Below are 20146 nucleotides of genomic sequence, written 5' to 3'. Positions count from 1 at the left end.
GCGCCACACGTTTCGCATGCGCACGGCCATCATCAATTTTATTCGCGACTATTTGAACCGGCGGGGGTTCCTGGAAGTGGAAACACCGATGATGCAGGTGCTGCCCGGCGGGGCGGCGGCGCGGCCTTTCGTCACGTTCCACAATGCTCTGGACATGGAGTTGTTTTTGCGTATCGCGCCGGAGTTGTATCTCAAGCGCCTGGTGGTGGGGGGGTTCGAGCGGGTATATGAAATCAACCGCAATTTCCGCAACGAGGGTCTCTCCACCCGCCACAATCCCGAATTCACCATGCTGGAGTTCTACGAGGCCTATGCAGACTATCGGGATTTGATGGATCTCACCGAAGCCATGTTACGAGAGATGAGTGCGGCTTTGCTGGGCACGACAGAAGTGCCCTATCAGGGTGAGGTGTATGATTTTGGCCGGCCGTTCCGGCGCCTGAGCGTCAAAGAAGCCATCCTCCGCTTCAACCCGGGCATAGGCGTGGCTGAGATCGAAAATCCGGACCGCGCCAGGGCCGTGGCCAAGGGCTTGGGGATACCGCTCAAGGCGCAATGGGGACTGGGCAAGGTGCAAATCGAAATCTTCGAGAAAACCGTGGAACACCAGCTCAAAGATCCCACCTTCATCACTGCCTATCCCACCGAAGTCTCGCCCCTGGCCCGGCGCAGCGATGACGATCCTTCGGTCACCGACCGCTTCGAATTTTTCGTGGGTGGGCGCGAGATCGCCAACGGCTTCACCGAACTCAACGACGCCGAGGACCAGGCTGAACGTTTCCGCCGCCAGCTGGCCGAGCGGGAGGCGGGTGACGAAGAGGCCATGCACTTCGACGAAGACTACATCACCGCTCTGGAACACGGCCTGCCGCCCACCGCGGGGGAGGGGATAGGTATAGACCGGCTGGTGATGTTGTTGACCGATTCGCCGTCGATACGGGATGTGTTGTTGTTTCCGCACATGCGGGCCAGGTGAGGGCCGCTACATTCCGAACAGGGCCTGGATTTCTTTCAATTCCTCCCGTGCCTCTTCCATGGCCGCGACGCTTTCACCGGGCGTCAGCCCCAGCCTGCCGAAGGCGGGAATCTGGTTCCAGTCTACTTCGGTGAGCCTTTGTGGGTTGCCCAGATAGCTGTGCAGATTGGCCACGATCACCACATCCACGTAGTCCACCGGCCCGGTGCGGGAGGACTGCACGGCTTCGTGTTCGGCGGTGACGGCGACCAGCTCCTTGGGGAAGTGCCACTCGTCCAACACCGTGGGCCCGATGGTGGTGTGGAGGCGGCGCGCCACCCGTTTCAGCACTTCTTCATCTTCCAGCAATTCCGGTTCCAGCTCGGCCCGGCTCAACACAGGCAGCTTGCCGATGTCGTGGACCAGGCCGGCCAGCAGGGCCTGGTCGGGGGCCAGGGTGGTGAACTTGCGGGCGAAGGCGTGGCTCAAGGTGGCCACCTGGACGCTGTGCTGCCACACCTCATGCAAGTGTTGCCTGAGGCTGGGGTGGGCGCCCCGGGCCTGGTAGAGCTGTTCCATGGCCAGGCTGAGGGTAAGGTTGCGCAAAGCCATGGGCCCCAGGCGGGTGATGGCCATGCGCAAATGGGTGATTTCCGTCGCGCCGCGGTACGCCGGGCTGTTGACCACTTTCAGCAGGCGCGCCGTCAGTGCCGGATCGGCGCTGACGGCGATTTCGATTTTGGCCGGGGTGACCTTGGGATCTTCAATGATATTGCGGACCCGCATCGCCACCTCGGGCAGCGAGGGCAGGGTCACGCGATTGGCGTTGAGATCGTCGATAAAGCCTGAGAGAAAGCGTTTTTCCACGTCCATGGCCGAAAGCAGTCGCCTCGCCAAGCAAAGAACTCCAAACTCTTGTCGGCGCCATGGTGGATTTCTAAACGGCCGGTTCCCCGAGGGTCGTGAGGGTCAGTGTGCCGCCTTCTCCCAAGAATAAGGCAGTGTGCCGCGCTGACAAGCGGGGCCGTTGATGCCGCCCAGCCGCCACGCGGCATCTTGTGCTTCCAGACGCAGCACGGCCAGCAGGCGGGAGCCGCCGTCAGGGTGGGGCGCGGCGCTTACCACTGTGCCCGCGGCCTCGTCGCTGCGCAGCGCCGGGCTGTACAGGGCTGCGCCGGGCCCGGGCGGTGTATCGGCGTCGCAGTGCAGCAAAAACATGCGCCGCTTCAGCTTGCCCAGATAACGCATGCGGGCCACCACTTCCTGGCCGGTGTAACAGCCTTTTTGGAAATTGATGGCACCCAGCACATCCAGGTTGAGCATCTGGGGGACGAATCGGTCCGCGGTCTCGGGGGTGACTTGCGGCATTCCCGCCAGGATGTCCAGCAGACGCCAGGGGGCGGCGCCGACGGGGGCGGCGTTCACATCCAGTTTTTGCCACAGGGTCTGGATGTCCGCGGCGCTCCCTGAGATGACAAACCGGGGGTGGGGGCCGGGCAGGCGCACGGTGGTGTAAGCGGCGGTGCTCAAGGTGCCATGGTCTTCTGTGGGGCAGCCGCCCAACAGCCCGGTGAGCGTTGCCTCGGCCGTGGCTGCGGCGTAGCCGATGAGGACCGTCTCCGGATCCGGCTCCAGGCTGACCTTGGCCATCAGGACGTACGTTCTGAGACGGGCCAGGGTGTCTTCCAGCAAGGCCCGGGGCAGCAGCAGTCCGTAGCCGTCTTCGCGCGCCAGGATGCGCAGCAGCGCCAGCACCCGGCCCTGGGGTGAACAATGGGCGGCGAGGGGGCTGTGGGTGGCCGTGGCGGCGTGAATGTCATGGGTAAGCTGCCCTTGCAGAAACGTTGCGGCATCGGGGCCACGGGCGCGAAGGAGGGCGAGGTGGGACAGGTCGCTGATGATCGCTCCAGAGCTTGCGACCCGCAGTTCTCTTGCCGCATTGCCGTAATGAACAACGTGTTCGTCGGCAAACTCCGCTCCGGCGTGATCGCGCAAATACTGTTGCCATGCCGGGTTCATAAGCACGTCCTCCGAGTGATGGCCGCATTGCTGCCGGATCGTGTCAGTATGAACGATTTGCAAATCGTCCTGCCACCGCTGATACTAAACGAGGAAGCCGAGGATGGCGACGAATGGGTATTCTATGCCAAAGCCCCGACCAGCTCCTGTTTTTCTCGATCTTGCCCGGATCCGCCTGCCAGTGACGGCGCTGTTATCCATTGGCCACCGCGTCGCCGGCGTGGTGATGGTGTTGGTGCTGCCTTTTCTGATCTACCTGTTGCAGCTTTCTCTCGCCGATGAGGCCGGCTACGCGCGCGCAAGCGCTGTTTTTGACCATGGCGGGGTAAAGCTGTTGCTGGTCCTGGTGCTGTGGGCATTTTTCCATCATCTTTTCGCCGGGCTCAGGTTCCTGGTGCTGGATTTCGCCGTCGGTCTGGAGCGCGCGGCGGCGCGCCGCTCTGCCTGGCTGGTGAATATCGCCGCAGTGCTGGGCGCGCTGCTGGTGTGGATCGGAGTGATACGGTGAACACTCGCGGCAGCGGCATCAGGGCCTGGCTGTTGCAGCGTTTGAGCGCGGTGTACATGGCCTTGTACATGGTGTTTTTTCTGTTGTCCTTTGCCTGGGAACCTCCCGTGGGCTACAGCGCCTGGCGGGAGTTTGTTGCGGCGCCCGCCATGAGCGTGGCCACGCTGCTGTTGTTTGCCCTGCTGCTGGGGCATGCCTGGGTGGGTGTCCGCGATGTGGTGATGGACTATGTCCATGCCTTCTTCTTTCGTTTCGTGGTGTTGATCACCGTGGCGGCGGCCTTGCTGGCCATGGGAATATGGGCTGCGCTGGTGTTGCTGGCGGGGGGATTGCGATAGTGAAACTGCCCGTGCGTCGTTTCGACACGCTGGTGATCGGCGCCGGCGGCGGCGGGCTGCGCGCCGCTTTGCAGTTGTCCCGGGCGGAAGCCAATGTGGCGGTCGTCTCCAAAGTCTTTCCCACCCGTTCGCACACCGTCGCCGCCCAAGGCGGTATGAACGCCGCCTTGGGCAATGTGCTGCCCGACAACTGGCACTGGCACATGTACGACACCGTCAAAGGCAGCGATTATCTGGGGGATCAGGACGCCATCGAATACATGTGCCGCGCCGCCTCGCGCCTGGTGGTGGAACTGGAGCATTCCGGCGTGCCCTTTTCCCGGCTCGAGAGCGGCAAAATCTATCAGCGGCCTTTCGGTGGTCAAAGCCAGAACTTCGGCGGCGAGCAGGCCGCCCGCACCTGCGCTGCGGCGGACCGCACCGGCCATGCGATTCTCCATGCGCTGTACCAGCAAAACATCCGCGCCCAGACCCATTTCTTCGACGAGTACTTCGCCCTGGATCTGGTCAAGGACAGCGACGGCGTCGTGCTGGGTGCGGTGGTGCTGGAAATCGCCACCGGCGAGCCCTTGGTGATCGAAGCGAAAACCACCCTGCTGGCCACCGGTGGCGTGGGCCAGCTCTTTCGCACCAATACCAACGCCCGCATCAATACCGGCGACGGCATGGCCATGGCCCTGCGCGCCGGCATCCCGGTGCAGGACATGGAATTTTTCCAGTTTCACCCCACCGGCATTGCCGGCAAGGGTATGCTCATCACCGAGGGTGCGCGGGGCGAAGGGGGCTATCTCGTCAACAAAGACGGCGAGCGGTTCATGGAACGCTACGCCCCCCACGCCAAAGACCTTGCCAGCCGCGACGTGGTCAGCCGCGCCATTGCCACCGAGGTGCGCGAGGGCCGCGGTTGCGGCGAGCGGGGCGATTACGTTTTGCTCAAACTGGACCATCTGGGTGAGGAAGTGGTAAAAAAACGCCTGCCGGGCATCCGCGACATGGTGATGACCTTTTTGCACACCGATCCGGCCGTGGCCCCCATCCCGGTGTTTCCCACCGCCCACTACACCATGGGTGGCATACCCACCAACCGCTTCGGTGAAGTGGTGCACGCAAACGGCGACAGCAACGAGGATCCCGTGCCCGGTTTGTACGCGGTGGGGGAATGTGCCTGCGTGTCGGTGCACGGGGCCAACCGCCTGGGTGGCAATTCGCTGCTGGACATTGTGGTGTTCGGCCGGGCCGCGGGCAACTGCATCATCGATTATCTGCGCAGTCACCGTTATCACCGTCCCCTGGATGAGAGCAGTGTGGAGCGGGCCCTGGCGCGCCTGGCCCGCTGGGAGCGGGACGGTGAGGGTGAGTCGGTCAGCGCCCTCAAGGCCGAGTTGCAAGCCGCCATGGAGCACTACTGCGGCGTGTTCCGGCGCGAGGAAGTGCTGGCCGAAGGGGTGGAAAAAGTGCGGGCCATCGCCGCGCGGCTGGAAGATGCCCGGCTCAAAGATCACAGCAAAGTGTTCAACACCGCCCGCATCGAAGCTTTGGAGCTGGAAAACCTGGTGGCACTGGGTCTGGCCACGGTCACTGCGGCCCTGGCCCGCAAGGAAAGCCGCGGCGCCCATTCCCGCATCGACTATCCCCGGCGGGACGACGGGCACTGGCTCAGGCACAGCTTGTATTTCAGCGATGGGCGGCTGGAGTATAAACCCGTGCGGATGCAGCCGTTAACGGTGGAAAGCTTTCCGCCCAAGGAACGTGTGTATTGAACGGGGCCGCCATGCGTTTTTCCATCTATCGCTACAATCCCGAGACCGACGATGCCCCCCGCATGCAGGACTATGAACTGCCCGAGGCGCGTCCGGACATGATGTTGCTGGATGCCTTGCTGGCCCTCAAAGCCCAGGACGAAAGTTTGAGTTTTCGCCATTCCTGCGGCGAAGGGGTGTGCGGCTCCGACGGCATGAACATCAACGGCCGCAACGGCCTGTCCTGCATCACCCCGCTCAAAGATCTGCAAGAGCCGGTGGAGCTGCGGCCCTTGCCGGGTATGCCGGTGATCCGCGATCTGGTGGTGGACTTGAGTCAGTTCTATCATCAGTATCGCTCCGTCAAACCGTGGCTCACCGTACACGAGCCGGAGTCGGAAGTGGAGTATGCGCAAACCCCGCAGGAGCGGGACAAGCTGGACGGTTTGTACGAGTGCATTCTGTGCGCCTGCTGCTCCACCGCCTGTCCTTCTTTTTGGTGGAACCCTGACAAATTCCGCGGTCCCGCCGCTCTCTTGCAGGCCTACCGTTTTCTCGCCGACAGCCGCGACCAGGCCACTGCCGAGCGCCTGGAAGAGCTGGACGGGCCCTATCGCCTGTTCCGTTGTCATACCATCATGAATTGTGGGGAGGTCTGTCCCAAGGGCCTCAACCCCACCAAAGCCATCGGTGGCATCAAGGAGCTGATGCTCAAACACCTCTTATGACTTTCTTGCCGCAACGCCTGGCCTGGCAGTGCCGCCGGGGAATGTTGGAGCTGGATCTGCTGTTGCAAGGTTTTTTGGAACGCGGCTATTCCCGGCTCGACGCCGCCAGCCAGGCGCAGTTCGAGGCCTTGCTGGCCTATCCCGACCCTGTTCTGCTGGAATACCTCATGGGGCGGGCGGTGCCCGCCGATCCGGCCCTGGCCCGTGTCGTCGCCGCTGTCCGCGCCGCTGTATCTTGAGCGCCGGGCCTCCCCTGTCCTGGCCGGGCTTATTCTGCTGAGCCATGTCAGCGCGTTATTGGCATTGGGGCCGCTGAGTCTGCCGGGGTGGGGCAAACTGGCGCTGGCGGGGGCGGTGCTGGGCGCCATGGTGCAGGGCTGGCGCCGCCAGGCCTGCCCCGGCGGGGCGGGGGCGGTGACGAAACTGGTGTGGCGCGCCGAGGGTGGCTGGGTGCTGGTTTTTGGTGACGGCCGGGAGGAAGCGGCGGTGTTGCGGCTGGACTGCTTCGTTCATCCCCTGCTCACGGTGCTGCGCTTTGTCACGGCCGGCGGCCGGCGCATCAACGTGGTGCTGCCCCGGGACGGGCTCGACGAAGACGGGGCGCGCCGCCTGCGGGTGCGGCTCAGGCTGGCGCGGAGCCAGGCGCCGGCGCCGCCACCTTGAAATCAGGTGGCAGCAGGACGGTATTGGCGGGGGGGCGGCGGTTGTCCGGCCCGGGGTAGTCCAAGGTGTAATGCAGGCCGCGGCTCTCTTTGCGTGCCAGGGCCGAATGAATGATGAGTTCCGCCACCAGCGCCAGGTTGCGCAGTTCGATGAGGTCGTTGGTGACGCGGAAATGGCCGTAGTACTCCGCGATCTCCTGTTTGAGCAGCTCCGCCCGCCGTCTGGCCCGTTGCAGGCGTTTGTCGGTGCGCACGATGCCCACATAGTCCCACATGAAGCGCCTGAGTTCGTCCCAGTTGTGGGCCACCACCACCTCCTCGTCGGAGTCTGTCACCCGGCTCTCGTCCCAGGGTGGCACCGGCGGCGGGGCGGGCAGGGCGGGCAGGCGGGTTTGGATGTCTTCGGCCGCGGCCTGGGCGAGCACCAGGCACTCCAGCAGCGAGTTGCTGGCCATGCGGTTGGCGCCGTGCAGGCCGGTGTAGGCCGTTTCGCCCACGGCGTAGAGTCCGGGCAGGTCGGTGCGGCCCGCCAGGCTGGTGATCACACCGCCGCAGGTGTAGTGGGCCGCCGGCACCACGGGCAGGGGCTCCCGGGTCATGTCAAAGCCGAACTCCAGGCAGCGCTGATAAACCGCCGGGAAATGTTCCCTGACAAAAGCGGCAGGCTTGTGGCTGATGTCCAGATAGACGCATTCGAGCCCCAGGCGCTTCATCTCATGGTCGATGGCGCGGGCGACGATGTCACGGGGTGCCAGCTCGGCGCGGGTGTCGAAGCGGTGCAGAAAGGGGCTGCCGTCTGGCAGCAGCAGGCGCCCACCCTCGCCCCGCACGGCCTCGGTGATGAGAAAGGACTTGGCCTGGGGATGGTAAAGACAGGTGGGATGAAACTGGACGAATTCCATGTTGGCCACCCGGCAGCCCGCCCGCCAGGCCATGGCGATGCCGTCTCCGGTGGCCACATCGGGGTTGCTGGAATACAGGTAGGCTTTGCCGGCCCCGCCGGTGGCCAGCACTACGCATTTGCCGCGCAAGGGTAAGACCGAGCCCCGCTGTTTGTCCAGGACGTAGGTACCCAGGCATCGGTCCTCTGCCCCGCCGAGCTTTCTGGCAGTGATCAGATCGACGGCGAGATGGTTTTCAAAGATGTGGACACCGGGATGCTCGCGCAGGCGTTGTTCCAGAGTGGTTTCAATGGCCTGGCCGGTGGCGTCGGCGGCGTGCAGCACCCGCCGGTGGCTGTGCCCCCCCTCGCGGGTGAGGTGGTAGCCGGTGGTGCCGTCGGGGCGGGTCTCGCGGGTAAAGGGCACCCCCTGGTCCATCAGCCACTGCACTGCGGTCCGGCCCCGTTCCACGGTAAAGCGGACCACGGCCTCGTCACACAGGCCGGCGCCTACGTTCAGGGTGTCCTGGATGTGGGAGGCCACCGAATCCTGCGCGTCCCACACGGCGGACACCCCACCTTGGGCATAGTAGGTGGCGCCTTCCTTCAGCGGGCCCTTGGTGACCAGGGCGACCCGCGCCGCGCCGGCCAGGTTCAGGGCCAGGGTCAGCCCGGCCGCACCGCCGCCGATCAGGATGACATCATAGTGATTCTGGTGCATGGGTTTCCGTCAAGGTTGGCTTGTGGTCGTTTAGCCGTCATAATCCGGAATTTATTGCCTGTCCGGCGCTTGCGGCGTGTCCCGGGTCTGGTTTGCACAATTTTAACCGTTGCCGAACTAACTATAACCGGTATTGTCTAGGGCTATGAGTAAAGGGATTTGCTCCTCAGGAGAAGGGGATTGCCCGAATGGGCGAGCAGAGTGTTGACCAACGCCTGGTCGAGCGGGTGCAGCGAGGAGACAAACAGGCATTCGATGTTCTTGTAGCTAAATATCAGCACAAAATCATCAAATTGATCTCGCGTTATATCCACGACCCGTCCGAATCCATGGACGTGGCGCAGGACGCGTTCATCAAGGCTTACCGGGCCCTGCCCAAATTTCGGGGTGACAGCGCGTTTTACACTTGGCTCTACCGGATTGCGATCAATACGGCGAAAAACTATCTGGTGGCCCAGGGGCGGCGCCCGCCAGCCACCGATGTGGAAGCCGAGGTGGCTGAGCAATTCGACGGCGCGGCGGAGCTGCGGGAGAATGCGACCCCCGAGCGCATGCTGCTCAAGGATGAGATAGAACGAACCGTTTTTGAGGTCATTGAACAATTGCCCGAAGATCTTCGTACCGCCATTACGCTCCGGGAGCTGGAGGGTCTCAGTTATGAGGAGATCGCTCAGGCCATGGGCTGCCCCATCGGCACGGTGCGGTCTCGGATTTTCCGGGCGCGGGAAGCGATTCAAAACAAACTCAAGCCCTTGCTGGGCTAGACCGCTAGCATGTCAAGGGATTAGCCGCGGGGAAGACGTATGGCAGTGAGTATGAACGAACAGATATCAGCCTTGGTTGATGGTGAGTTGTCGGCCAAGCAGATCGGCGATGTTTTGGATGCCCTGGAACGAGAGCGGGACAAACAATGTAGCTGGTGTCACTACCATCTCATCAGTGATGCGCTCCGCAACAACCTGCCCGACATCCCCTCCGATCAACTGCTTTCCCGTGTTTCCCTCGCCCTGGCCGACGAGGCACCTCATGCCCCCCCCCCTTCCGCCATCGGCCGGCAAGCTTCGCCCTTCCCTTCCTTTCTCCGCCCTGCCATGGGGTTCGCGGTGGCGGCCTCGGTGGCGGCAGCGGTTTATGTTGGCGTGGGGTGGGACGATGCGCCGGTGGGCAGCACCGTGCCACCGGTAACAGTGGCCACGGCGACATCCTCGGCGAAGGCGCCCTTGCCGCCCTCTGTGCCGTTGCCGGTGCAGGCCAGGCCGGTGGAGTCGTTGGTATTGGACATGGAACAGGCGCCCCCCGCCCTGGGGAAACAATGGAATGTGGACAAGCCCGCGGTGGCCTCCAAACTCAACGATTACCTCGCCAATCATGATGTGTTCTCGCCGGTCTCGGGCGTGCGTCCGGATGTGTTGCCGTATATTCGGATCGTCGGCTATGGCAGCCGCGATGACCACCAAGCCGGACGTTGAGACGGTTCTTTCCTGAGGCGTGGCGAGATGGGGGCGGGATAGTGAGCGGTTTGGGCGTGGGTGTGGCTTGCGGCCGTTATCCCTTTGCTGCCGTGGTGAGCGCGGGGCGCTGGCTGTGGCGGAGGGGTGATCGCAGGATCTCAATTCTGGTCGCCCGGGAGCGGCGTGTAGCGGCGAGACGGTGGGATTGGTCCGTTTGCAGTGTGTTTTGCCTGGCCCTGTTCGGCCTTCACGACCTTTACGCCAATGATGTGGTCGCCGAGGCGCGCACGTGGCTGGACAAGGTGGTCAAGGCAGCCCAGTCCAACAGTTACCAAGGTACTTTTATTTACCGGCGCGGCGACCAGGTCATGGCCATGGACGTCATTCATGTGGCGGACAAAGAAGGTGAACGCGAGCGCCTGGTGTCTCTCAGTGGGGACAAGCGGGTGCTGGTCCGCAGCAAAGAAGGGGTGGTTTGTCTGCTGCCGGGTCACAAGCGCCGTACCGTCAGCACCGGTGGTTTTGGCAAGCCCATTGCCGGTGGACCCTTTTCCAAAATCGACGCCTTTGACGACTACTATCATTTTTCTGTGCGCGGCGGTCAGCGTGTGGCCGGCCGGGACGCGCGTCTGATTCTGATCGAGCCCCGCGACCGCTACCGCTATGGTTATCGCATCTGGGCCGACGAGCAGACCGGCCTGCTGTTGCAGTCGGACCTGGTGGACGAGAACGGCGAGGCTATTGAGCAGATGATGTTCACCCGGATGAACGTGGTGGACAAACCCACATCTGCCATGCTGGAAGCCGTCACCCTGGACGAGGACAGCCGCGCCTTGCTGCGCGAGAGCCAGCCCGGTCCGCGCCCGGTGAACGACTTGCCCTGGCGCCTGAGTGGCTTGCCCGCCGGGTTCTCCCTGGCCGAAAGCTATCGTCACAGTGACCGCAGTGGCCGGGCCGGTTTGGAGCAGATGGTGCTGTCTGACGGCGTGGCGTCGGTGTCGGTGTTTCTGGAGCCTTTGGCGGCCGACGACGAGCCCTTCGTGGGGTTGTCGCATATGGGAGCGGTGCACGCCTTTGGCGCCGTGCTCCGGAATTACCAGCTTACCGTCGTGGGCGAGGTTCCCGCCGAGACGGTGCGGCTCATCGGTCGCGCGGTGAAACCCGTTGAGGGGGCGCAATGATAGAGCAGGGCGCGGTTGTGATAGCGTTGGAAGAGGATCTGGCCTGGGTGGAAACCGGGCGGGAGCGCGCGTGCGGCGCGTGTTCAGCGAACAAAGCTTGCGGCGCCGGCTTGTTTTCCAAAGCCTTGCGCATTAAATCACCACGTCTGCGTGTGGTAAACCGGCTTCGTGCCAAGGTGGGCGATGAAGTGGTTATAGGCATTGACGAGCAAGCCCTGCTGCGTGCTTCCTTCGCGGCTTATTTTATGCCCTTGGTTTTCCTTCTTGTTTTCGCCCTGGCCGGGGAGTTTCTGGGAAGACCCCTGGGCTTTTCCGACGGCTGGAGCGCGCTGGCGGGCCTGCTGGGACTGATGCTGGGCTTCGCCTGGCTGCGGCGTCACAGCCATCGCCTCCGCCGGGATCCCCGTTACCAGCCTGTAGTGTTGAGGGTGTTTGCTTCGGGCCGCACAAAGGCTGCGTGCCGTTAAAATTACATTTTTGGGTGACACCACTCGGGCGGGGACCGTCTCTTTCTTTAAGATACCAGTGACTTTGAAAGCAATAAGCATTGAAGTCGTACAGCCGTCAACAGTCTCTCGTTCAGGAGAACGCATGAACATCAGAATTGAGCAAGGGTATATTCGCTGCACGTGGCATTTGGCGTTGTTCGCTTTATTGGCCTTTCTTGCCACGGTGCGGGTTGAGGCAGGTTCGCTGCCTGATTTCACAGACATCGTCAAGGGCAACAGTGCCGCTGTTGTGAATATCAGTACGACGCAAAAAATCACTCAGCGGCGCAGCCCTTTCCCCCACGGCCGGATGCCGGAGTTCCCCGAGGGTTCACCCTTTGGTGAGTGGTTCCGCCGTTTCTTCGGCGAGCAGGGCGATGAACTCGAGGAATACAATACCGAATCTCTGGGTTCCGGCTTTGTCATTTCCAAAGACGGATATGTGCTGACCAATCACCATGTCATCAAGGGGGCCGATGAGATCGTGGTGCGTTTGAGTGATCGGCGCCAGCTGGTGGCCGAGCTGGTGGGCAGTGACCCGCGCAGCGACGTCGCCTTGTTGAAGATCGATGCCGAGGGTCTGCCGACCGTGGATATCGGTCAATCCAGCCGCCTGGAAGTCGGCGAGTGGGTGCTGGCCATCGGTTCCCCCTTCGATTTTGATCATACGGTGACCGCCGGTATCGTCAGCGCCCTGGGCCGCAGCCTGCCCAATGAAAACTACGTGCCGTTCATTCAGACTGACGTCGCCATCAATCCGGGCAACTCCGGCGGTCCCTTGTTCAATATGGATGGCGAGGTGGTGGGCATCAATGCCCAGATTTACAGCCGCACCGGTGGCTTCATGGGTCTATCGTTCGCCATCCCCATCGACCTGGCCATGGAAGTGGTGGACCAGCTCAAGGACAAGGGTAAAGTCAGCCGAGGCTGGTTGGGTGTGTTGATACAGGATGTGACCCGTGACTTGGCCGAGTCTTTCGGGATGGACCGGCCCGAAGGTGCACTGGTTTCCCAGGTTCTGCCCGACAGCCCGGCGGAGAAATCCGGCTTACGGGTGGGGGACGTGATCGTCAAGTTTGGCGGCCGCCATATTCCCGATTCCGCTTCGCTGCCGCCCATTGTCGGCCGGACCATGGCCGGTGAGACGGTTCCCGTGGAAGTGGTTCGGGACGGCAAGCGCAAAGAAATCAGGGTCAAGATCGGCGAACTGCCGGAAGATGAAGAGTTGAAGCTGGCCAGCCGGGGTGAGAAAAGCTTCAGCGAAGACCGCCTCGGTGCCGTGGTTGCGGAGCTGAACGATGAGCAACGCAAAAGTCTGGACGGCAAGCGCGGCGGCGTGGTGGTCAAGGATGTAAAAGGCGGTGCCGCGCGCGCGGCTGGCTTGCGCGATGGCGATATCATCCTGAAGATCAACGGGGTGGATGTCGAAGGGGTCGAACAGTTTCGGAAGCTGATTGATGCCTTGCCCGCTGACCGCTCCGTCCCCATGTTGATCCAGCGGGGTGACGGGCCGATGTTCCTGGCGTTGAAACTGGGGGACGAGGACGGTTAGCCTGCGATTTCCCACCAGGGGGCGGGCTGATCGCGCAGGGCTTGTGATTCATAGGGGATTTTTAAAATTGCGGAATACACGCGTTGTATTTCCGAATGGAGAAAATCCTCCGTGAATCCAAAGAACAGGCGGGGGCACGTGCATCTGGTGAGGAATGGGGGCCTGGGCGAAACCCGGCGAGCGCCGCCAGCCACTACCTGGAAAACGGGAAAATCAGTTACACTGCGCGTTTTGCCGCCAGTGTGTCCGGCTTTCCCAGTTTTCTTTCCAGATGAATCACATACGTAATTTTTCCATTATTGCCCATATTGACCATGGCAAATCGACCCTGGCGGATCGGTTTATCCAGTTTTGCGGTGGTTTGACGGATCGTGAAATGGCGGCCCAGGTGCTGGACTCCATGGATTTGGAGCGCGAGCGGGGCATCACCATCAAAGCCCAAAGCGTCTCGCTGGAGTATCACTCTCCGGGCGGGGAGACTTATCTCCTCAATTTTATCGACACCCCGGGGCATGTGGATTTTTCCTATGAAGTCTCCCGCTCCCTGGCGGCCTGCGAGGGGGCTTTGCTGGTGGTCGACGCCTCGCAAGGCGTGGAAGCCCAGACCCTGGCCAACTGCTATACCGCCATCGAACAGGGCCTGGAAGTGGTGCCGGTGCTGAACAAAATCGATTTGCCCACCGCCGAGCCCGAGCGGGTGAAGGGGGAAATTGAGGACATCATCGGCATCGAGGCCGGGGATGCCGTACCCGTGAGCGCCAAAACGGGCCTGGGGGTGCGGGATTTGCTCGAAAGCCTCGTGCAACGCATTCCCCCGCCCCGCGGTGATGCGGATGCGCCGCTCAAGGCGCTGATTGTTGACTCCTGGTTCGACAATTATCTCGGTGTGGTGTCGTTGGTGCGTGTCATCGACGGCGAGCTGGCGGCCAAGGACAAAGTCACTGTCATGTCCACCGGGCGCAGCTACCAAGTGGACAAGGTTGGTATTTTCACCCCCAAGCGTCACGACAAAGAGCGACTCAGCGCCGGGGAGGTGGGCTTCGTTGTCGCCGGCATCAAAGATATTGACGGTGCCCCGGTGGGTGACACCCTCACCCATACGGCGAGGCCCGCGGCCGCGCCCCTGGCCGGCTTCAAGAAAGTGCAGCCGCAGGTGTTCGCGGGACTGTTCCCGGCGTCCGCCGACGAGTATGAAGATCTGCGCGAAGCCCTGGCCAAACTGCGTCTGAACGATGCCGCCCTGTTCTATGAGCCGGAAACCTCCCAGGCTCTGGGTTTCGGTTTCCGCTGTGGTTTTCTCGGCATGTTGCACATGGAAATCGTGCAGGAACGTCTGGAGCGGGAATACAACCTCAATCTTATCATTACCGCCCCCACGGTGGTCTACGAAGTGCTGACCAGGCAGGGTGAGACCTTGTACGTGGACAATCCCGCCAAGCTGCCCGCTGTCGGGGATATGGAAGAGATGCGTGAGCCCATCATCTCCGCACATATGCTCGTGCCCCAAAGTCATCTGGGCGCTGTCATCGGCCTGTGTGAAGAGCGGCGCGGCGTGCAGAAAACAATGCAGTTTCACGGCAATCAGGTGGCGCTGACTTACGAGCTGCCCATGGCTGAGGTGGTCATGGACTTTTATGACCGCCTCAAATCTGTCAGCCGCGGTTATGCCTCCATGGACTATCAGTTCGAACGTTTTCAGGCGGCGGACCTGGTCAAGCTGGACGTCTTGATCAACGGTGAAAAAGTGGATGCCCTGTCCATTATTGCCCATCGCGAAAACAGTTTTTACCGGGGCCGCGAATTGACGGAGAAACTGCGGCAGGTGATTCCGCGGCAGATGTTCGATGTGGCCATTCAGGCCGCCATCGGCGCCAAAATTATCGCCCGGGAGACGGTGAAGGCCTTGCGCAAGAACGTCACCGCCAAATGCTATGGCGGTGATATCACGCGCAAGCGCAAGTTGCTGGAAAAACAAAAAGAAGGGAAAAAACGCATGAAACAGCTCGGCTCGGTGGAAATCCCCCAGGAAGCTTTTATGGCGGTTTTGCATGTAGGAAAAAAATGAGATGGATTTCGAAACAATAATGGTATTGGCCCTGCTGGCCTGTGGGGCGGTTTGGGTCGTGGACGCGCGCTGGTGGGCGCCGCGCCGTCAGGCGGCTGTGGCTGCCGCCGGAGAAGCGGCGCGGGGCGGGCTGGATGAGGATACCCGGGCCCGCCTCAGCAAAGAACCCACGCTGGTGGAATACGCCAAATCATTTTTTCCCGTTATTCTGGCAGTGCTGCTGTTGCGCTCGTTTTTGGTCGAGCCCTTTCGCATCCCCTCCGGTTCCATGATTCCGACCTTGTGGGTGGGCGATTTTATTCTGGTGAACAAGTTCAGTTATGGTCTGCGGTTGCCGATTGTAGATACGAAGTTTGTTTCCATTGGCGAACCCCAGCGTGGCGATGTGATTGTGTTTCGATACCCCTCCGACCCTTCCGTGGACTACATCAAGCGGGTGATTGGCCTGCCGGGTGATCATATCGCCTACCGCGACAAAACGGTGTATGTCAATGGCAAGCCCCTTCCGCAGGAGTATCTGGGGCCCTACACGGATGTGAGTACCGGTATTCCGTGGCCGGCGAAGTTGAAAAAGGAAGTGATCGACGGGCGCGAGCACAAGCTGGTGGTGCATCCCGGTTATCGCGGGCCGTTGGATTTCGGGGAATGGGATGTGCCGGAAGGGCAGTATTTCGCCATGGGGGACAACCGTGACAACAGCAATGACAGCCGCGCCTGGGGGTTCGTGCCGGAAGAGAATCTGGTTGGCAAGGCGTTTTTTATCTGGATGAACTGGAATTCTGACACCGGCGGCATCACCTGGAACCGCCTCGGGGACAGTATCCAGTAAAGCTCAAATTCACTGCATCGAGGAGTTAAGCAATGTCCCACTCAAGCGGCCGTCATCGCCAAGCGGGCATGACCTATATCGGGATGTTGATCATCTTTCTCGTGGTCGCCTTTTTCGGGATCGTGCTGGTCAAAGTAGGGCCCTTGTATCTGGAAAACTTCAAAGTGAAGTCGGTGTTGCAGTCCTTGCAGGACGACGAGGAGAGCATGGGCTTGTCCGCCCGTGAACTCAAAAAGCGCATACTCAGGCGTTTTGATATCGATGACATTGACAGCGTGGATGGCAAAGCGATCACCATTGATCAACAGCGCGGCAAGACCGTGGTCACTGTGGACTACTCCGCCCAGGTTCCCCTGTTTTGGAACATCGATGTTGTCGTCCATTTCCCCGGCAACCAAGTGGAGCTGACCCGGCGCTGAACCCTGTTTTGAACTCCCTGCAAAGCAAACTGGCCTACGATTTCAAACGTCCCGCCTTGCTGGAGATGGCGCTGACCCACCGCAGTGCGGGAAAGCGCAATAACGAGCGTCTGGAATTCTTGGGTGACGGCGTGTTGAATCTGCTGGTCGCCCACCTGCTTTTCGAGCGCTTCCCCGCGGCCACGGAAGGCCAGCTCAGCCGTCTGCGCGCCAATCTTGTCAACGGCACAATTCTGGCGGAACTGGCGCGGCAACTGGAGCTGGGCGGCTGTTTGAGCCTTGGTTCCGGTGAGCGGAAAAGCGGCGGTCACCGGCGCGATTCCATACTCGCCGGGGCATTGGAAGCAGTGATTGGCGCCATGTATCTGGACGGCGGTTTCATCGCGGTGCAGCGCTGGGTGACGGCGCTATACGCGGACCGCATCAACGGCCTGAACCCGGACGACGTGCTCAAAGATCCCAAAACCCGCTTGCAGGAGTATCTTCAGGGCCGGGGGCAGGCTTTGCCGGAATACCGCCTGGTGGCCACCGAGGGCGAAGCGCATAATCAGCGTTTTACGGTGAGCTGCAAAGTCGTGGGCCTGGAGGAAGAGGTGATCGGCCGGGGCCGCAGCCGCCGTGCCGCAGAGCAACAGGCGGCTTGCAAAACGCTGGATCTGTTGACCGGCGCGTCCTGACAGGATATTGACAAAGGCCTTCCTGGCCTTTGTCAACGCCGGCCGCCGCCTACGCGGTTTGCGGCTGCCTCCGTTTTCAATGACCTGTTGCCATTGCCACGACGGTGCCTCCATACACCGCATACAGCTTGTTGGAAAACGGAGTTTTTCAACAAACTGCCAAGTCAGGCTTTATTGCTGGATTGTCGTACATGTCCGAAAAATCTGTGCCGGAACGTTGCGGTTATGTGGCCCTCATCGGGCGGCCCAACGTGGGCAAATCGTCCCTGTTGAATTGTCTGTTGGGGCAAAAGATTGCCATCACCTCGCGCCGGCCCCAAACCACCCGGCACCGCATCCTGGGTATCAAAACCAGCGCTGCTGCTCAGGCCGTCTACGTGGACACGCCAGGAGTGCACCGGGAACAAAAGCGGGCCCTGAACCGCTACATGAACCGTACCGCCAAAAACGCGGTGCACGATGTCGACGTCATCGTCTTCGTGCTTGAGGCATTGCAGTGGGGCAGGCAAGAGGATGAGATCCTCGCCTTGTTGAAGGGCGTCTCGGCACCGGTGCTGGTGGCTCTGAACAAAGTCGACCGGGTGACGGACAAAGAGGCCCTGCTGCCGTTTATCGCCCGGCTGGCCCGGGCCCGTGAATTTGCTGCCCTCGTTCCCGTTTCTGCACTGAAAGGGGACAACGTGGACCGTCTGGAGGCCGAAGTGACGGCGCGTTTGCCCCCCGGACCACCGTTCTTTCCGGAAGATCAGGTGACTGACCGCAGCGAGCGCTTTCTCGCCGCCGAGCTGGTGCGGGAAAAACTGACGCGCCGGCTGGGACAAGAACTGCCCTACGCCCTTACAGTGGACGTGGAACAATTCAAGGACGAAGGGCGGCTGGTGACGATTGCCGCCGCCATCTGGGTGGAGCGGGACAGCCAAAAGGCCATCGTCATCGGTTCCGGTGGTGCCGTGCTCAAGGCCGTGGGCCAGGCGGCCCGGGAAGAGATGGAGCGTTTGTTCCAACGCAAAGTCTTCCTCAAGCTCTGGGTGGGGGTGAAAAAAAACTGGCCTGAGGACCAGCGGCTGTTGCGCAGTTTGGGTTACACTGACGAGGGATGAACCCTCACACGCCGTTGCAAGCCGCCTGCCTGTTGCACCGCCGTCCCTATCGGGAAACCAGCGTGTTGCTGGACGCGTTCACGGCCAGCCATGGCCGGATGGCGCTGGTGGGCCGCGGTCTGCGCCGGGGGAAGAAAGGCAGCCTGAGTGCTGCGACCCTGCAGCCGTTCCAGCCCCTGTTGTTGTCGTGGCAGGGCACGCGCGACCTGGTGACCCTGACCGCGGCGGAGCCCGCCGGTGCGGCCCTGGCCTTGACGGGGGAGGCGCTGCTTTGCGGTTTCTATCTCAACGAATTGCTGACCCGCCTGCTGCACCGTCACGACCCCCATCCGGAGCTATACGCCTGTTATGTGGACACGCTGCAGCGGCTGGCCGGTCTGGGTTCCACCGCGGGGGCACGGGATGAGCTCGAGCGGGTGCTGCGGGGCTTTGAGCTGCGTTTGTTGCGTGAAATCGGCTATGGCCTGCCGTTGGACGGCAAGGACGGCAGCGGCCGGCCGCTGGAGCCCGATCGCCACTACATCATTGACCCGCAACGTGGTCCCCTGGAAGATAAAGGCGCAGGCTGCGGTGGAGTGCGGGTCAGCGGCCGCAGTCTGCTCCAGCTCCGCCGGGGAACCTTGAGCGACCCACAAAGCCTGCGCGACGCCAAGCGGGTGCTCCGTGCCGCGCTGGCCCCGCATCTGGGGGCGCGTCCGCTCACCAGCCGACGGCTGTTTGCGGCCCGGCCAGAAAGCTGAAGGAGAAACCCCGTTGCGGGGCCGATCAAAAAGCCCGGGTCCGTCACAGCGTCGCCCCAGCGTGTCGGGGCGCGGCCGTGAAGTCGTGCGCAACTTCCGAGGTACCGAGACGAGAGAAATGCTCATGGATCAGGATATTTTACTGGGGGTCAACATCGACCACGTTGCCACCTTGCGCCAGGCGCGCCTGACCCGCTATCCCGACCCGGTGCACGCCGCCCTGGAGGCGGAGCAGGCCGGCGCGGACGGCATCACTCTGCACTTGCGGGAAGACCGCCGCCATATCCAGGAGCGGGACGTGGAGCTGCTCAAGGGCATGTTGACGGTGCGCATGAATCTGGAGATGGCCGTTACCGAAGGCATGCTGGCCTTCGCTGAGCGCATTCAGCCCGAAGACTGCTGCCTGGTGCCTGAACGGCGTGAGGAACTGACCACCGAGGGGGGGCTGGACGTGGCCGGTTTGGGCAGCAGAGTGAAGGAGGCGTGTGAACGGCTGGCCGCCGCCGGCTGCCGTGTGTCCCTGTTCATTGATCCCGACCCACGCCAAGTGGATGCCGCCGCTGCGGCGGGGGCACCGGTGGTGGAAATCCACACCGGCTGCTATGCGGATGCCGGGGGCGCCGCCGCGCGGCAGCGGGAATATGAAAAAATCGTCCGCGCCGCGGACCATGCCGCCAGCTTGGGCATGCAGGTCAACGCCGGCCATGGTCTGCACTACCACAATGTGGAAGCCATCGCCGCCCTGGCGGCTGTGCGCGAGCTCAATATCGGCCACGCCATTATCGCCCGCGCGGTGTTTTCCGGCTTGCAAAATGCCGTGCGGGAAATGAAGCGCTTGCTGCGGGGCGCGCGTGCCGCGGCAAGATAAACGAGAACAAAGCGGGCCAATTGCTTGAAAGTGCTGGCACACGTTTGTTAACATTGCGCCCGGTGCTGCGGGGTGGAGCAGTCTGGCAGCTCGTCGGGCTCATAACCCGAAGGTCGCAGGTTCAAATCCTGCCCCCGCTACCACATAACAACAAAGCCCCGCGCGCGGGGCTTTTTGTTACCTGAACGGGTGGAGAAGGTCTGCGGCGAGCGCAGCCGGAGGCCCC

General features: G+C 62.0%; 22 protein-coding genes and 1 tRNA gene. 20 read left to right on the top strand and 3 right to left on the bottom strand.

All coding sequences use genetic code 11. From position 1 onward, the window contains the following. A partial coding sequence (gene lysS / locus ENJ19_05565; GenBank protein HHM05193.1) for a lysine--tRNA ligase occupies positions 1-976 on the top strand: 976 nt, incomplete at its 5' end. 6 nt (positions 977-982) lie between these two features. Here lysS and ENJ19_05560 read toward each other — a convergent pair. Beyond that, entirely contained in the window at positions 983-1852 is an 870-nt protein-coding gene (locus ENJ19_05560) for an HDOD domain-containing protein (protein ID HHM05192.1), read from the bottom strand. A gap of 72 nt (positions 1853-1924) precedes the next feature. Further along, complete coding sequence (locus ENJ19_05555) at positions 1925-2974, bottom strand: folate-binding protein (protein ID HHM05191.1); 1050 nt, start codon at positions 2972-2974, stop codon at positions 1925-1927. A gap of 124 nt (positions 2975-3098) precedes the next feature. Between ENJ19_05555 and sdhC the strand changes: the two genes are divergently transcribed. Genes sdhC through ENJ19_05525 form a run of 6 tightly spaced genes read left to right on the top strand, consistent with a single transcriptional unit; the run spans position 3099 to position 6950 of the window. Beyond that, entirely contained in the window at positions 3099-3482 is a 384-nt protein-coding gene (gene sdhC, locus ENJ19_05550) for a succinate dehydrogenase, cytochrome b556 subunit (GenBank protein ID HHM05190.1), read from the top strand. Then, positions 3479-3820, top strand: coding sequence for a succinate dehydrogenase, hydrophobic membrane anchor protein (gene sdhD / locus ENJ19_05545; GenBank protein HHM05189.1), 342 nt, complete (start codon positions 3479-3481; stop codon positions 3818-3820). The genes sdhC and sdhD overlap by 4 nt, the downstream gene beginning before the upstream one ends. Continuing rightward, positions 3820-5580, top strand: a complete 1761-nt coding sequence (gene sdhA / locus ENJ19_05540; GenBank protein HHM05188.1) for a succinate dehydrogenase flavoprotein subunit — start codon at positions 3820-3822, stop codon at positions 5578-5580. The genes sdhD and sdhA overlap by 1 nt, the downstream gene beginning before the upstream one ends. Positions 5581-5591: 11 nt before the next feature. Continuing rightward, positions 5592-6287, top strand: coding sequence for a succinate dehydrogenase iron-sulfur subunit (locus ENJ19_05535; GenBank protein ID HHM05187.1), 696 nt, complete (start codon positions 5592-5594; stop codon positions 6285-6287). After that, positions 6284-6526, top strand: coding sequence for a succinate dehydrogenase assembly factor 2 (locus ENJ19_05530; GenBank protein ID HHM05186.1), 243 nt, complete (start codon positions 6284-6286; stop codon positions 6524-6526). The genes ENJ19_05535 and ENJ19_05530 overlap by 4 nt, the downstream gene beginning before the upstream one ends. Next, positions 6492-6950, top strand: a complete 459-nt coding sequence (locus ENJ19_05525; GenBank protein ID HHM05185.1) for a hypothetical protein — start codon at positions 6492-6494, stop codon at positions 6948-6950. The genes ENJ19_05530 and ENJ19_05525 overlap by 35 nt, the downstream gene beginning before the upstream one ends. Here the strand turns inward: ENJ19_05525 and ENJ19_05520 are convergent. After that, positions 6910-8550, bottom strand: coding sequence for an L-aspartate oxidase (locus tag ENJ19_05520; GenBank protein HHM05184.1), 1641 nt, complete (start codon positions 8548-8550; stop codon positions 6910-6912). The genes ENJ19_05525 and ENJ19_05520 overlap by 41 nt on opposite strands. 188 nt (positions 8551-8738) lie before the next feature. Between ENJ19_05520 and rpoE the strand changes: the two genes are divergently transcribed. The 13 genes from rpoE (at position 8739) to ENJ19_05455 (ending at position 20063) form a co-directional block, all read left to right on the top strand. Beyond that, entirely contained in the window at positions 8739-9314 is a 576-nt protein-coding gene (rpoE, locus tag ENJ19_05515; protein HHM05183.1) for an RNA polymerase sigma factor RpoE, read from the top strand. 39 nt (positions 9315-9353) lie between these two features. Continuing rightward, positions 9354-10019: a hypothetical protein gene (locus ENJ19_05510; GenBank protein ID HHM05182.1), complete on the top strand. Its 666-nt coding sequence runs from the start codon at positions 9354-9356 to the stop codon at positions 10017-10019. Continuing rightward, a complete protein-coding gene (locus ENJ19_05505; GenBank protein HHM05181.1) occupies positions 10016-11182 on the top strand; it encodes a MucB/RseB in 1167 nt (388 codons plus the stop codon). The genes ENJ19_05510 and ENJ19_05505 overlap by 4 nt, the downstream gene beginning before the upstream one ends. Next, complete coding sequence (locus tag ENJ19_05500; protein ID HHM05180.1) at positions 11179-11649, top strand: Fis family transcriptional regulator; 471 nt, start codon at positions 11179-11181, stop codon at positions 11647-11649. Before ENJ19_05505 ends, ENJ19_05500 begins: the two co-directional genes overlap by 4 nt. Positions 11650-11773: 124 nt before the next feature. Further along, positions 11774-13222, top strand: a complete 1449-nt coding sequence (locus ENJ19_05495) for a DegQ family serine endoprotease (protein HHM05179.1) — start codon at positions 11774-11776, stop codon at positions 13220-13222. Positions 13223-13493: 271 nt separating this feature from the next. Beyond that, complete coding sequence (locus ENJ19_05490; GenBank protein HHM05178.1) at positions 13494-15287, top strand: elongation factor 4; 1794 nt, start codon at positions 13494-13496, stop codon at positions 15285-15287. Between the two features lies 1 nt (position 15288). After that, positions 15289-16116, top strand: coding sequence for a signal peptidase I (gene lepB, locus ENJ19_05485; protein HHM05177.1), 828 nt, complete (start codon positions 15289-15291; stop codon positions 16114-16116). A gap of 32 nt (positions 16117-16148) precedes the next feature. Continuing rightward, complete coding sequence (locus tag ENJ19_05480) at positions 16149-16535, top strand: DUF4845 domain-containing protein (protein ID HHM05176.1); 387 nt, start codon at positions 16149-16151, stop codon at positions 16533-16535. Then, the gene (locus tag ENJ19_05475; GenBank protein HHM05175.1) at positions 16532-17212 is read left to right on the top strand and encodes a ribonuclease III; all 681 of its coding nucleotides are present in this window, start codon (positions 16532-16534) and stop codon (positions 17210-17212) included. The genes ENJ19_05480 and ENJ19_05475 overlap by 4 nt, the downstream gene beginning before the upstream one ends. A gap of 191 nt (positions 17213-17403) precedes the next feature. After that, positions 17404-18312 (top strand): GTPase Era, encoded by a 909-nt coding sequence (locus tag ENJ19_05470; GenBank protein ID HHM05174.1) that lies wholly within the window; start codon positions 17404-17406, stop codon positions 18310-18312. After that, positions 18309-19052, top strand: a complete 744-nt coding sequence (gene recO / locus ENJ19_05465) for a DNA repair protein RecO (protein HHM05173.1) — start codon at positions 18309-18311, stop codon at positions 19050-19052. Before ENJ19_05470 ends, recO begins: the two co-directional genes overlap by 4 nt. A 118-nt stretch (positions 19053-19170) precedes the next feature. Beyond that, positions 19171-19920, top strand: coding sequence for a pyridoxine 5'-phosphate synthase (locus ENJ19_05460; protein ID HHM05172.1), 750 nt, complete (start codon positions 19171-19173; stop codon positions 19918-19920). A gap of 66 nt (positions 19921-19986) precedes the next feature. Then, positions 19987-20063, top strand: a tRNA-Met gene (locus tag ENJ19_05455). Positions 20064-20146 lie beyond the last annotated feature (83 nt).

The organism is Gammaproteobacteria bacterium (genome assembly GCA_011375345.1).
GTDB lineage: Bacteria > Pseudomonadota > Gammaproteobacteria > DRLM01 > DRLM01 > DRLM01.
Note: the sequence above shows the minus strand (reverse complement) of the source record. Positions and strands in the feature narration are given on the sequence as shown.

What these genes read in the sequence shown, in the direction of transcription:
- ENJ19_05555 (HHM05191.1), bottom strand. Translation starts at nt 2,974, where the DNA reads ATGAACCCGGCATGGCAACAGTATTTGCGCGATCACGCCGGAGCGGAG.
- sdhC (HHM05190.1), top strand. Translation starts at nt 3,099, where the DNA reads ATGCCAAAGCCCCGACCAGCTCCTGTTTTTCTCGATCTTGCCCGGATC.
- ENJ19_05535 (HHM05187.1), top strand. Translation starts at nt 5,592, where the DNA reads ATGCGTTTTTCCATCTATCGCTACAATCCCGAGACCGACGATGCCCCC.
- ENJ19_05530 (HHM05186.1), top strand. Translation starts at nt 6,284, where the DNA reads ATGACTTTCTTGCCGCAACGCCTGGCCTGGCAGTGCCGCCGGGGAATG.
- ENJ19_05520 (HHM05184.1), bottom strand. Translation starts at nt 8,550, where the DNA reads ATGCACCAGAATCACTATGATGTCATCCTGATCGGCGGCGGTGCGGCC.
- rpoE (HHM05183.1), top strand. Translation starts at nt 8,739, where the DNA reads ATGGGCGAGCAGAGTGTTGACCAACGCCTGGTCGAGCGGGTGCAGCGA.
- ENJ19_05510 (HHM05182.1), top strand. Translation starts at nt 9,354, where the DNA reads ATGGCAGTGAGTATGAACGAACAGATATCAGCCTTGGTTGATGGTGAG.
- ENJ19_05500 (HHM05180.1), top strand. Translation starts at nt 11,179, where the DNA reads ATGATAGAGCAGGGCGCGGTTGTGATAGCGTTGGAAGAGGATCTGGCC.
- ENJ19_05495 (HHM05179.1), top strand. Translation starts at nt 11,774, where the DNA reads ATGAACATCAGAATTGAGCAAGGGTATATTCGCTGCACGTGGCATTTG.
- ENJ19_05490 (HHM05178.1), top strand. Translation starts at nt 13,494, where the DNA reads ATGAATCACATACGTAATTTTTCCATTATTGCCCATATTGACCATGGC.
- lepB (HHM05177.1), top strand. Translation starts at nt 15,289, where the DNA reads ATGGATTTCGAAACAATAATGGTATTGGCCCTGCTGGCCTGTGGGGCG.
- ENJ19_05480 (HHM05176.1), top strand. Translation starts at nt 16,149, where the DNA reads ATGTCCCACTCAAGCGGCCGTCATCGCCAAGCGGGCATGACCTATATC.
- ENJ19_05470 (HHM05174.1), top strand. Translation starts at nt 17,404, where the DNA reads ATGTCCGAAAAATCTGTGCCGGAACGTTGCGGTTATGTGGCCCTCATC.
- recO (HHM05173.1), top strand. Translation starts at nt 18,309, where the DNA reads ATGAACCCTCACACGCCGTTGCAAGCCGCCTGCCTGTTGCACCGCCGT.
- ENJ19_05460 (HHM05172.1), top strand. Translation starts at nt 19,171, where the DNA reads ATGCTCATGGATCAGGATATTTTACTGGGGGTCAACATCGACCACGTT.